Genomic DNA, 10,144 nt, shown 5'->3' on the forward strand with positions numbered 1-10,144 from the left:
CTGCCTCGGCCGAATCATCGACACGGCCATGGATGAACAGCTCGCTGTCGCCCGATCAGCGCGCCACGCTGGTGCTGAAGGCGATGACGCAGGATGAAAAATTCCGGCTGATTCGCGCGGATTTTGGCCAGCCCAGCGAGGGCCGGGCGATGCCCGCCGGCGCGCTGACATCGGCCGGTTATGTTCCCGCGATTGCACGGCTCGGCCTGCCGGCCTTGCAGGAAACCGACGCCGGGCTCGGTGTGGCCAAGGCGGATAAGAGCGGTGGCGCCATTTCGTTGCCGAGTGGTTTGGCGACCGCTGCCAGCTTCGATCCGCAGATCGCCTACGCCGGCGGCGCGATGATCGGCAGCGAAGCGCGCAAGAAGGGCTTCAACGTGATGCTGGTCGGCGGCGTCGACCTGGAGCGCGATCCGCGCAACGGTCGCAATTTCGAATACGCCGGCGAGGATCCGCTGCTGGCGGGCACGATCGCGGGCAACGCGGTGCGCGGCGTGCAGGATCAAAAAGTCATCGCCACGGTCAAGCACTACGCGCTCAATGCGATGGAAACCGGCCGCAATACGCTGAGTTCGCAGATCGACGAGCCGGCCGCGCGCGATGCCGACCTGCTGGCGTTCGAGATCGCCATCGGCATCGGTCATCCCGGTTCGGTGATGTGCGCCTATAACCGCTACAACGCCGTCTATGCCTGCGAGAACGACTGGCTGCTCAATGCCGTGCTGAAAGGCGACTGGGGTTATCCCGGCTATGTGATGTCCGACTGGGGTGCGGTGCATAGCGCGGGCAAGTCGGCGCTGGCGGGGCTCGATCAGGAATCGGCAGGCGAGGTGTTCGACCCCAAGGTGTTTTTCGATCAGCCGCTGCGTGCGGCGATCGCTTCCGGCGAGGTACCCCAGTCCCGCGTCGACGATATGGTGCGGCGGATTCTGCGCAGCCTATTTGCCGCGGGAATCATCGATCATCCCGCCAAAGCGGCGCCGATCGATTTTGCAGCCGATGGCGCAGTTGCGCAAAAGGCGGAAGAGGCCGGCGTCGTGCTGTTGCGCAATCAGCACGATCTGCTGCCGCTGTCGCCATCGCTCAAATCGATGGCGGTGATCGGTGGCCATGCCGACAAGGGCGTGCTCAGCGGCGGCGGTTCGTCGGTGGTATACCCGCCCGCGGGCAACGCCGTACCCGGCTTGCCGCCAGACGGCTGGCCGGGGCCGCGTGTCTATCAGCCGTCCGCGCCATTGGCGGCGATTGCGCGCCGTGTGCTGGGCAAAGTGCAGTTCAACGACGGGCGCGATGTCGCGGCGGCCGCGCAGCTGGCCTCGCATGCCGATGTGGCCGTGGTGTTCGTCGAGCAGTGGGACGCGGAGTCGTTCGATCGACCCGACATGACGCTTCCTGACCATCAGGACGCGCTGGTGGCTGCAGTGGCCAAGGCCAATCCGCACACGGTCGTGGTGCTGGAAAACAACGGTCCGGTAAACATGCCATGGCTCGATCAAACTGCTGCGGTGCTGGAGTCGTGGTATCCCGGCGCGCGCGGCGGCGAGGCGATCACCCGGCTGCTGTTTGGCGAAGTGCTGCCGTCGGGGCGTTTGCCGATGACCTGGCCGAAGGACGAATCGCAGCTGCCGCGGCCGCAGATTCCGGGCGCGGGACTGGCTTCGATCGGCGTGCCGCCACAGGGTCAGCCGGCCGACACGGTCGATTACCGTATCGAAGGGGCGGACGTCGGCTATCGCTGGTTTCAGAAGAAGCATATCGAGCCGCTGTTCCCGTTCGGCTACGGACTGACCTATACGCACTTCGGCTACGACAAGCTGAAGGCGAAGTGGGCGGACGGCAAGCTGGTCGTTGCGTTCGATGTCAGCAATCGCGGTTCTCGCGACGGCACCGATGTGCCACAGGTCTATGTCACGCTTCCAGGCGAAAATCACACGCGGCGCCTGGCCGGCTGGCGTCGACTCACCTTGAAAAAGGGCGCGACCCTGCACGTGGAAATCACCGCCGACCCGTGGATTCTCGCCGCGTTCGATGGCCAGCGGAAAAACTGGCAGCGTCCGGCTGGCAGCTACCGGATTCAGTTGGGGCATTCGGCGACGTCGTTCGAGGGCGAGGCGAACGTCGAGCTGCCCGCAGCCAGCTTCAGCGTCCGTCGCTCCCGCGCATCGCCTTGATCATGATGCCCATGCCGATCACGCCCACGACTAGCCCGATACCGGCGCCCCATAGCGCGCCGTGCTGGCCGTCGACCAGATAGCCGACGCCAAAGCCAATGAGAAAAAACAGCGGTACGGGTAGGCAGCCCATGCGAGGTTCCTGATGGCGGTATCGGCGAGAAAGTAGCCCGTATCAGGTGAAATGGCAGTGGTCGATGCTGTTCGCGGTGGCATCGGCAGGGCGCCTCGTAGCATGATGCGCCATCTTTGACTCGGGATCGGGCTCGACCATGGACGTAGCGGCAACCTCTGGCGCGTCTTCCGCCAGCGAACAGGACCAGGGGCGTATCGACGAACAGCGCATGGCCGATGGGCTCGCGCTGCGCCTTCGCCATTGGCCGCTGGCGGACGCCAGGCGGGCTGTGCTGATCGTGCATGGCCTGGGTGAGCACAGCGGCCGCTATGCGCACGTGGCCGGCTGGTTCCGCAAGCGGGGCTTCGACGTGCTCAGTTACGACCAGCGCGGACACGGCGAAACGCCCGGGCCGCGCGGCGCGCTGACGCATGCAGACGATCTGCTGACCGATCTCACGGCCGTCTATAAAAGCTATGCCGCCAAGCACGCGCGTCCGCCGCTGCTGCTGGGTCACAGCATGGGAGGGCTGGTCGCCGCGCGCACGGTGCTGGATGGCCGCATCCAACCCGGCGCCATGATGCTGACGTCGCCAGCACTGCGCAGTTGGGAAGGCGCCGGCATGCGCAAGCTCGCGCACGTGCTGGCATCGCTGTTGCCGAATCTGCCGCTGAGCAGCGGTCTCAAGGTCGACCATCTCTCGCACGACGCGTCGGTCATTGCGGCCTACCGCAACGACCCGCTGGTCTTCGGCAAGATTACGCCGCGTCTGGCCGACTTTATCTTCCGCGCCGGTGAGGCCAGCATTGCCGATGCCGCCAAGCTGCCTGTGCCGACCCTGCTGCTGGTTGCCGGTGCGGACAAGCTGGTCGATCCCTCCGGCAGCACTGCGTTCGCTACCGGCGCGTCATCGACCGGCCAGCTCACCACCCGCCATTTCGCGGCGCTGTATCACGAGCTGATGAACGAAGCCGAGCCCGCCCGTACCCAGGTGATGAAGCAGATGGGCGACTGGCTGGATCGCTTGCCTGCTCAGTAACCGTGCAGGATATGCGCCACATCGCAGTTACCTTCGGCCAAGATGCGACGTGGTTTTGCAAGCCAACGACTTGCAGGTGCCGCACCTTCTCGCCTTTGAGCCTGAAGAGACGGGCCATATCGAATAGCGTGATCGCTTTGCTTGTTCCTCAGCGGCGGCCATTGAACAAAGCACGCAGAAAGGTGGTGGGAGAGGCTATGGAAATCCCGTCTCGGGAAACGACTGGATCATGATCCGCTTCGGTCTGTGGAGCACGATTCTGTTGGTGGGTAGCGTCCACGGGGTGATTGTGGCAGTGCTGCTACTGAAGGCCGGGCGCAATCGTGTGGCCAACGGGTTTCTTGCTGCTCTTTTGCTCGCTGTCGTGTTGTTGATCACGCCTTTTACTATCGGCTACGCCGGCCTCTACGACGCGTATCCATGGCTTTCGTTCGCGCCGTTTTCTGGCGACTGGGTTTTGGGCCGCTGCTTTATTTTTATGTGCGGCGCCTGGCTACTGGCCGGCTGCCCACCGGTTGGGCTTGGCATTTCGTTCCCATGGCTCTGCAGGGCTTTTACTACATCTTCGCGTTTTGCCTGCCGATGGCGCTCAAGCTGAGCTGGAACCATGGTGGACACACGCATGTAGTGCTGCCCATCCAGGCGACGCTATCGATTCTGTCCTTTGCGATTTATTGGCTGGCTGATGCCGGGCTCGATCCCGATGTTCGTGTCAAGCCGCGCGCATCCGATATCGCCAGCTACCGCGATCCGGAAATGGAGGCCGCCAAGGCGTTGATGCGGTAGAACCGAACGGTAAGAGCCGGATTTTGCACATCGTTGCAGACGCCACCGTTGCGCAGTGCACAAAGCGGCCGCTAGTATCGAATCGACCGGCGAGAGGGCAAGTCGATGGCCTATACCGCGGCCGTGGGTTCAACGAACTATCGCTTTGACGACCTGCGCGCGCTGATGGCGTGCGCGTCGCCGCGTCGCTCGGGCGATGAACTGGCCGGCCTCGCGGCGGGGAGCGAGGAGGAGCGTGTCGCCGCCCGTTTCGCGCTGGCCGACCTGCCGCTGAAAACGTTCCTCGATCGCGTGATGGTGCCGTACGAGGACGACGAGGTGACGCGGTTGATCGTCGATACGCATGATGCTGCCGCGTTCGCCACCATCGCGCACCTTACCGTCGGCGAGTTTCGCGACTGGCTGCTTTCGTATGAAGCCGATGCCGCCGCGCTCACCGCACTGGCACCCGGGCTCACGCCCGAGATGGTGGCGGCGGTCTCCAAGCTGATGCGCAATGCCGACCTGATCGCGGTGGCCGCCAAGTGTCGCGTGGTCACCGCGTTTCGCAGCACCATCGGTCTGCCCGGCACGCTCGCCAGCCGGCTGCAGCCCAATCACCCGACCGACGATCCGGCCGGCATTGCCGCGGCGGTGCTGGACGGCCTGTTTTTCGGTATGGGCGACGCGGTGATCGGGATCAACCCCGCCGGTGACAGCCTGTCCGACTGCATCACCCTGCTCAAGCTGCTCGACGAGCTGCGCCAGCGCTTCGATATTCCGATGCAGTCGTGCGTGCTGTCGCACGTCACCACGTCGGTGCAGGCGATCGAGCGCGGCGCGCCGCTGGATCTGGTGTTTCAGTCGGTGGCGGGCACCGAAGGTGCGAATACCGGCTTTGGCGTCAACCTCTCGCTGCTGCGCGAGGCGCACGATGCGGTGCGCTCGCTCAAGCGCGGCAGCGTCGGGCAGCAGGCGATGTATTTCGAAACCGGGCAGGGCAGCGCGCTATCGGCCGGCCAGCATCACGGTGTCGATCAGCAGACGCTGGAGGTGCGCGCGTACGCGGTGGCGCGCGCGTTCGATCCGCTGCTGGTCAATACCGTGGTCGGTTTTATCGGCCCGGAATATCTCTACGACGCCAAGCAGATCATTCGCGCCGGGTTGGAGGATCACTGCTGCGGCAAGTTGCTCGGCCTGCCGATGGGCGTGGACGTCTGTTACACCAATCACGCCGAAGCCGATCAGGACGATATGGATGTGCTGATGCATCTCTTGGCCAACGCTGGCGTCAATTTCCTGATCGCGGTGCCGGGTGCGGACGATGTGATGCTCAACTATCAAAGCCTGTCGTTCCATGACGTGCTCGGCCTGCGCCACGCGCGCGGCCTGAGGCCTGCGCCGGAGTTCGAGCGCTGGCTGGCGCAGATGGGCATGCTTGATAGCCGGGGGCGTTTGCCGCCGCCGCAGCCGGGCGGTGCACCGCTGCGGCGACTGCTCGGAGCGCCAACCGCATGAGCGACGAGCGCGCCATCGACGAATCTGCCGTTGACGGACGCGTGGTCGACGATCTGGCGCGCGATCCGTTTGCGCGTCTGCGCCAGTTCACCCGCGCGCGCATTGGGCTGGGCCGCACCGGCGATGCGCTGCCGACAAAAGAACTGCTGAAATTCCAGGCCGCCGCAAGCCAGGCGCGCGATGCGGTGCACGCGGCGCTGGACGTCCCTGCGCTGCGCAAGGCGCTGGCGCCACGTGAATCCATCGACGTCGGCAGTCGCGCCACCGATCGCCAGACTTATCTCCTGCGGCCTGACTGGGGCCGCGAACTGGGCAACGGTGAAACCGAACTCGATGCTGAGCGCGGTGACTATGATCTGGTCTTTGTCATTGCTGACGGCCTGTCCGCGCGTGCGGCGATGCATCACTCGGTCGCGATGCTGGACGCCTGCACGGCGCGACTGAAGGACTGGGCCATTGCGCCGATCGTGCTGGCGACGCAGGCGCGCGTGGGGCTTGGCGATGCGATTGCACAGCGGCTCGGTGCGCGCATGGTGGCAGTGCTGATCGGCGAACGGCCGGGTCTCAGCGTGGCAGACAGTTTAGGCGTCTATCTGACATGGTCACCGCAGCCGGGGCAGGCCGATTCGCTACGCAACTGCATCTCGAATATCCATGCCGATGGACTCGACTACGAACGCGCCGCCACGCTGCTGGCGTGGCTGGCCCAGGAAGCGCGTCAGCGCAAGCTGACGGGTACCGCACTCAAACCTGATCTTTCATCACAGGCAGGCATCTCGGATGAACACAGCGGCAGGCTTGAAGAAAACACTTAGCGGTTTCCACCTGTGGGGCATTGCCGTAGGGCTGGTGATCTCCGGCGAATATTTCGGCTGGAGCTACGGCTGGGCCAGCGCGGGCACGCTGGGTTTTCTGGTCACGGCAGTATTCATCACCGTGATGTATGTGACCTTCATCTTCAGCTATACCGAACTGACCACGATGATTCCGTCCGCCGGCGGTCCGTTTGCCTACAGCTATCGGGCGTTCGGCCCCTGGGGCGGGCTGGTGGCCGGCTTCGCTACCGTGGTCGAGTTCGTCTTTGCGCCGCCGGCCATTGCGCTGTCGATCGGCGCGTATCTCAACGTGCAGTTTCCCGCGCTGGAGCCGAAGCTGGTCGCCGTTGGCGCGTACGTTGTTTTCATGGCGCTGAACATTGCCGGCGTGACCATTGCGGCCACGTTTGAACTGATCGTAACTTTGCTGGCAATTGTCGAGCTGCTGGTATTCATGGGCGTGGTCGCGCCGGGTTTTGCCTGGCAGCACTTCACCGCGAACGGCTGGGCCGGGCAGGCGACGCTCGACGGCAAGGCGCTGGGCGGCATCGTCGCGGCGATTCCGTTTGCGATCTGGTTTTATCTGGCGATCGAAGGTGCCGCAATGGCCGCCGAGGAGGTGCGCGATCCGCGGCGCACGGTGCCGATCGCTTATATCGCCGGGATCGCCACGCTGGCGCTGCTGGCATTCGGCGTGATGCTGCTCGCCGGCGGCGTGGGCGACTGGCGCGCGCTGGCGAACATCAACGATCCGCTGCCGCAGGCCATGCGCGTGGTGGTCGGCAGCCACAGCGGCTGGCTGCACATGTTGGTGGCAATTGGACTGTTCGGACTGATCGCGTCGTTCCACGGCATCATCATGGGCTATTCGCGGCAGATCTTTGCGCTGGCGCGTGCGGGTTTTTTGCCCACCATTCTGGCGCAGCTGGGCGCGCGTCGACGCACGCCGCACTGGGCGATCCTGGCCGGTGGCGTGATCGGCGTGGCAGCGATCTACTCCGATCGCTGGGTGCAGATCGGCGGTCAGCCGCTGACCGCCAATATCGTCACGCTGTCGGTCTTCGGTGCGGTGGTGCTGTATCTGATCTCGATGCTGGCGCTGCTGCGTTTGCGGCGCACCGAGCCGGCGCTGGAACGGCCGTTTCGTGCGCCATGCTATCCTTGGTTTCCCCTGATTGCGCTGGTGACCGCGCTGATCTGCCTGCTGACCATGGTGTTCTACAACGCCGTGCTGTTCGGCCTTTTCGTCGGCCTGTTTGTGCTGGCGGCGGGATATTACTGGCTGGTGGTACGCGGGCGCATCGCGCGCGGGCAGCCGGGCGAGTTCAGCGCCCGCTACTGAGCATCCCCGACCGCGCCGTCGTTTCCTGTAGCCGAAGAATCCGGCGCAGTTCGAGGATCGCTGCCGGTGTCTCCTGCACGCTGTGCCACGACGGAACGGCTAGCTCCGAATCGGCGCCGGCCAGATGCACGCTGCTATAGGGCACGACGCCGTCGCTGCTGGTGGCCAACGGGCCGTGCGATTTATACACGCCGACAATGGTGTGATAGCGCACGCGCGGCGAGATCGGCAAGTTCTCCGTCGCCATGATGAAGGGGTCCTTGTCACTGAGATTGTCGATGCTGTTGGGCAGGCGCAGCGGCTTACCCGGCGTCGAGGCATCTTTCAGCACATCGGACAGATTCGTCACTTCCGCCAGCAGGTTCGCCGGCAGCCGGATCAGGCCGCGAAACAGCAGCGCCAGCCGCCCTTGCGCCAGCGGCGTGCCGCGATGCGGCGAGGCCATGAACACCGCACGCGTCACCTGCGGCATCGGCGTGAACTGCAGATACGGCGCCAGTCGCTGGCGCAGCTTCTGCCGCTTGGCATCGGACAGGTTGGCGCGCACCGGCACCACCTTCCACAGCTGCTCGTTGCTGGTGGACACCAGCAACCGCGCGATCACGCCGCCCATGCTGTGGCCGACCAGCACCATGTTGTTCGACGCGCGCGCGTTGCCGGTGGGGTCGAAATGCTTCAGCGTGGCGTCGAGCGCCCTGCGAATGTTTGCCAGGTTCACCGCGAGTGGGGCGTTGGTCGGGTAGTAGACCTCCCATACCTGGTAGTTGCGGCGAAGGTTTTCATCGCCCATCACTTCGTTGGAGACGTTGATCCAGGCCTCCGGGCTGCTCGCCAGCCCGTGCAGCATGACCACGGTGAGCCGGTTGGGATCGTACGGCTGCATCAGCAGCACGCGCGGCGTGGTGATGCCGCCTTCGCGGCCGAGCAGCGAGCGGATCGACTGGCTGGCGAATCCCGAACGCGCCAGCCACACGCCATAAGCGGCCGTGAAGTTGGCGGCCAGCGGCACGTCCCGGTCGGCCAGCCGGATCGAGTCGTCGCGATAAGGATCTCTGGCCAGCAGTCGCACCTCCCGGGCGGCCAGCACGTCATTCAACGTGGCGCCGTCGAACACCAGCGCGCCGGTCATCGAGACGTAGTCCGGGTTGCGCCACGGCACGGCATCGGAGTCGGTATCCGGCGGCGCCACGGCGACAAACTCCGAACCAAAACCGTCACGCGTATAGGTGTCACGCAAGCCCTTGAACTGCAGGCCGGCCGCCGGAATCAGCTCGATAGGAACCCTTGCATCGCCCGATAGCCGCACGTCGGTTTGCGGATGCAGCACTGTCCAGCCGGCCAGCGAGGTCTGTGTCCAGTCAGTCCCGAGCCGCGGCAGCTCTTCGAAGAAGCGCGTGACCGCGCGCTGCACGGCGAAGTTGTAGAAGTCGATCACCTGCACCTGGCGCAGCTCGAACGCCCGGTCGGCCGGCTTGCGTGCGGTATAGAAGAGATAGGCGTAGGCGTAGCGCGCCGACTGCAGGTAGGCATCGAGCGTCGCGTCGTCCATCGACGCCGCGGCGCCTTTGCTGCGCAAGGCTTTCGCCAGCCACAGCTCGGACAGCGCCGACAGCCGCTGCTCCTCGTCGAGGCCCGACGAGTGGAGCAGGGTATCCGAGCAGGGGGCGAAGGCTTTTTCGCAGCCATCCGCGGTCAACGCCACTACGTTCAGTGCCTGCTCTGTGTTGTCGCTGAGGTGTCCGGAAGCCAACACGTCGGCGCGGCGCTCGGTGACGTAATCGCGCGAGTTGACATGCTTCACGTCGACCATGGCGCAGGCGCTGAGGCCGAACAGAGCCGCAAGAGCGATCCCTCGCTGTATCCGTTTGCGCACTCGATGGTTGATCGACATATCGCTGGAGTTAAGCGGCAGCGAAGCCTTCCGCCTTTGACGAGGCGTTAAGCTGCGGCCGGATAAATAGGTAAAGCAAAAGGATCGCAAGCACAGCGCTCGCCAAGCGTAAAAGGTTGCCCAGCCAGCCGGTTGCAGCTGAATCTGAAACCGCGAACACAGTCCATGCGGCGTTAAGCGATGCGTGAAAAACCCAGCCACTCCAGACAGAATAGCCGCTTTGGGCGTCCAATACCGCGAACAAGATGCCACCGGCAAACGTGATTAAGAAGATCTGCAATGCGACCCCACTACCACCCCCTGCGCCAAGCCAGTGGACGATACCGAAAACAACAGCCTGGAAAAGCGCCGCTGGAATAAACTTCCATTCGAGGGCCTTGCGAAAAAACACAAATGTAATGACCCACTGAAATCCTGCTCAGGTGTTACTTTCCCAAGGGAGCACCCCCATGAGCATCGTGATGGAAGAAGAAATCAAACGCTGGACC

The 10,144-nt window shown here is 64.3% G+C and carries 9 protein-coding genes; 6 read left to right on the top strand and 3 right to left on the bottom strand.

Annotation, left to right across the window (positions count from 1 at the left end; all coding sequences use genetic code 11):
• The first annotated feature begins 32 nt into the window (after positions 1–32).
• Entirely contained in the window at positions 33–2,171 is a 2,139-nt protein-coding gene (locus HDE76_RS20230; protein ID WP_184510165.1) for a glycoside hydrolase family 3 protein, read from the top strand.
• Here HDE76_RS20230 and HDE76_RS20235 read toward each other — a convergent pair.
• Positions 2,140–2,304: a hypothetical protein gene (locus tag HDE76_RS20235; RefSeq protein WP_179482664.1), complete on the bottom strand. Its 165-nt coding sequence runs from the start codon at positions 2,302–2,304 to the stop codon at positions 2,140–2,142. The two genes, HDE76_RS20230 and HDE76_RS20235, sit on opposite strands and share 32 nt — an antisense overlap.
• 139 nt (positions 2,305–2,443) lie before the next feature.
• On the opposite strand from HDE76_RS20235, the gene HDE76_RS20240 reads away from it, so the two are divergent.
• The 5 genes from HDE76_RS20240 to eat all read left to right on the top strand — a co-directional run bounded on the left by HDE76_RS20240 (position 2,444) and on the right by eat (position 7,765).
• Positions 2,444–3,325 (top strand): alpha/beta hydrolase, encoded by an 882-nt coding sequence (locus HDE76_RS20240; protein WP_184510167.1) that lies wholly within the window; start codon positions 2,444–2,446, stop codon positions 3,323–3,325.
• A 420-nt stretch (positions 3,326–3,745) separates the two neighbouring features.
• Positions 3,746–4,111, top strand: coding sequence for a hypothetical protein (locus HDE76_RS20245; RefSeq protein WP_179482660.1), 366 nt, complete (start codon positions 3,746–3,748; stop codon positions 4,109–4,111).
• 105 nt (positions 4,112–4,216) lie between these two features.
• Positions 4,217–5,608: an ethanolamine ammonia-lyase subunit EutB gene (locus tag HDE76_RS20250; RefSeq protein ID WP_184510169.1), complete on the top strand. Its 1,392-nt coding sequence runs from the start codon at positions 4,217–4,219 to the stop codon at positions 5,606–5,608.
• Entirely contained in the window at positions 5,605–6,423 is an 819-nt protein-coding gene (eutC, locus tag HDE76_RS20255) for an ethanolamine ammonia-lyase subunit EutC (RefSeq protein WP_184510171.1), read from the top strand. The genes HDE76_RS20250 and eutC overlap by 4 nt, the downstream gene beginning before the upstream one ends.
• The gene (eat, locus tag HDE76_RS20260) at positions 6,389–7,765 is read left to right on the top strand and encodes an ethanolamine permease (protein WP_184510173.1); all 1,377 of its coding nucleotides are present in this window, start codon (positions 6,389–6,391) and stop codon (positions 7,763–7,765) included. The genes eutC and eat overlap by 35 nt, the downstream gene beginning before the upstream one ends.
• Here eat and HDE76_RS20265 read toward each other — a convergent pair.
• Both HDE76_RS20265 and HDE76_RS20270 read right to left on the bottom strand, forming a co-directional pair.
• On the bottom strand, positions 7,749–9,575 hold the full coding sequence (locus tag HDE76_RS20265) for an alpha/beta fold hydrolase (protein WP_255457920.1): 1,827 nt from the start codon (positions 9,573–9,575) through the stop codon (positions 7,749–7,751). The genes eat and HDE76_RS20265 overlap by 17 nt on opposite strands.
• A 91-nt stretch (positions 9,576–9,666) precedes the next feature.
• Complete coding sequence (locus HDE76_RS20270) at positions 9,667–10,047, bottom strand: hypothetical protein (protein ID WP_179482650.1); 381 nt, start codon at positions 10,045–10,047, stop codon at positions 9,667–9,669.
• Positions 10,048–10,144 lie beyond the last annotated feature (97 nt).

Origin of the sequence: Rhodanobacter sp. ANJX3 (assembly GCF_014200755.1) — a bacterium.
In the GTDB taxonomy this organism is placed as follows: domain Bacteria; phylum Pseudomonadota; class Gammaproteobacteria; order Xanthomonadales; family Rhodanobacteraceae; genus Rhodanobacter.

Bases quoted from the DNA above. Each gene is read 5' to 3' on its own strand.
- HDE76_RS20230 (WP_184510165.1), top strand. From the start codon at position 33: ATGAACAGCTCGCTGTCGCCCGATCAGCGCGCCACGCTGGTGCTGAAG.
- HDE76_RS20235 (WP_179482664.1), bottom strand. From the start codon at position 2,304: ATGGGCTGCCTACCCGTACCGCTGTTTTTTCTCATTGGCTTTGGCGTC.
- HDE76_RS20240 (WP_184510167.1), top strand. From the start codon at position 2,444: ATGGACGTAGCGGCAACCTCTGGCGCGTCTTCCGCCAGCGAACAGGAC.
- HDE76_RS20245 (WP_179482660.1), top strand. From the start codon at position 3,746: ATGGCTTTCGTTCGCGCCGTTTTCTGGCGACTGGGTTTTGGGCCGCTG.
- HDE76_RS20250 (WP_184510169.1), top strand. From the start codon at position 4,217: ATGGCCTATACCGCGGCCGTGGGTTCAACGAACTATCGCTTTGACGAC.
- eutC (WP_184510171.1), top strand. From the start codon at position 5,605: ATGAGCGACGAGCGCGCCATCGACGAATCTGCCGTTGACGGACGCGTG.
- eat (WP_184510173.1), top strand. From the start codon at position 6,389: ATGAACACAGCGGCAGGCTTGAAGAAAACACTTAGCGGTTTCCACCTG.
- HDE76_RS20265 (WP_255457920.1), bottom strand. From the start codon at position 9,575: ATGGTCGACGTGAAGCATGTCAACTCGCGCGATTACGTCACCGAGCGC.